Raw genomic sequence first — 806 nt, forward strand, 5'->3', positions numbered from 1 at the left:
AACGATCAATAATAATTTTTGCATTAGGAAAAAGCTCCTGAACAATTTCCATATATGGCGTATACATATCCATCGTCACAGTTTTAACACGTTGTCTTGTCTTCAATGGATAAGCAAGGAAATAATCGCGTAGATGTACTTTTTTGCGATCACTTAATATATCTACGATCTGTGAGCTAGTGTTATCAATAAAAATAAAGCTCATGTTTCCTTCAGTATTCTTCACACCCTTGAATTCATCAAAAGCAATATGTTCAGGCAACGGATCAAATATGCTAGGTTTAAGATCGTCACCAACGCCGTCAATCACGCGCTGTACAGTATGATCAGAAATATTGCATGTTTCGGCCATATGTTTTAGCGTCAATGATTCTGTCGCTAAGTCCATAACCATGCGCTTTACGCGCTTCGAGATGAAGCAGTTTTCACCCACAACATCTGATTTTGCTGTAAAATAACTCGCGCATTCTTTGCAGTAGTAACGTTGTTTTCGTAGTACTAGATAAGCAGGGAGGCCAGAAACTTTTGTTAACGTAATTCTTGAGGTCTTAGTCCCATTTTTAACGATGTTATGTCCTTCTTTTATACAGCCGCAGGCTGGACAGTACTGGGGATTTACCTCCAATTTAGCATGATAGAATAGCGATAACCTATTATTAAATTTCTTCTCTTCAACCACATTTTTAGTATCAAATATAATATTTTCATCTTTCAATTGTAGGGTAATATTGATAAAATTATTCATGCGAGGATCTCCTATCTATTAGTTGTCGTTAACTTAATGATAATGGAATCCTCGTTTTTTT

At 36.0% G+C, this 806-nt stretch carries 1 protein-coding gene; it reads right to left on the bottom strand.

The genetic code is table 11. The features are described from left to right. Positions 1-745 (bottom strand): transposase (locus HMPREF3116_RS01715; protein ID WP_148129212.1); only part of this gene is annotated, 745 nt, incomplete at its 3' end. Positions 746-806 lie beyond the last annotated feature (61 nt).

Origin of the sequence: Aerococcus sp. HMSC10H05 (genome assembly GCF_001806975.1) — a bacterium.
GTDB lineage: Bacteria > Bacillota > Bacilli > Lactobacillales > Aerococcaceae > Aerococcus > Aerococcus viridans_B.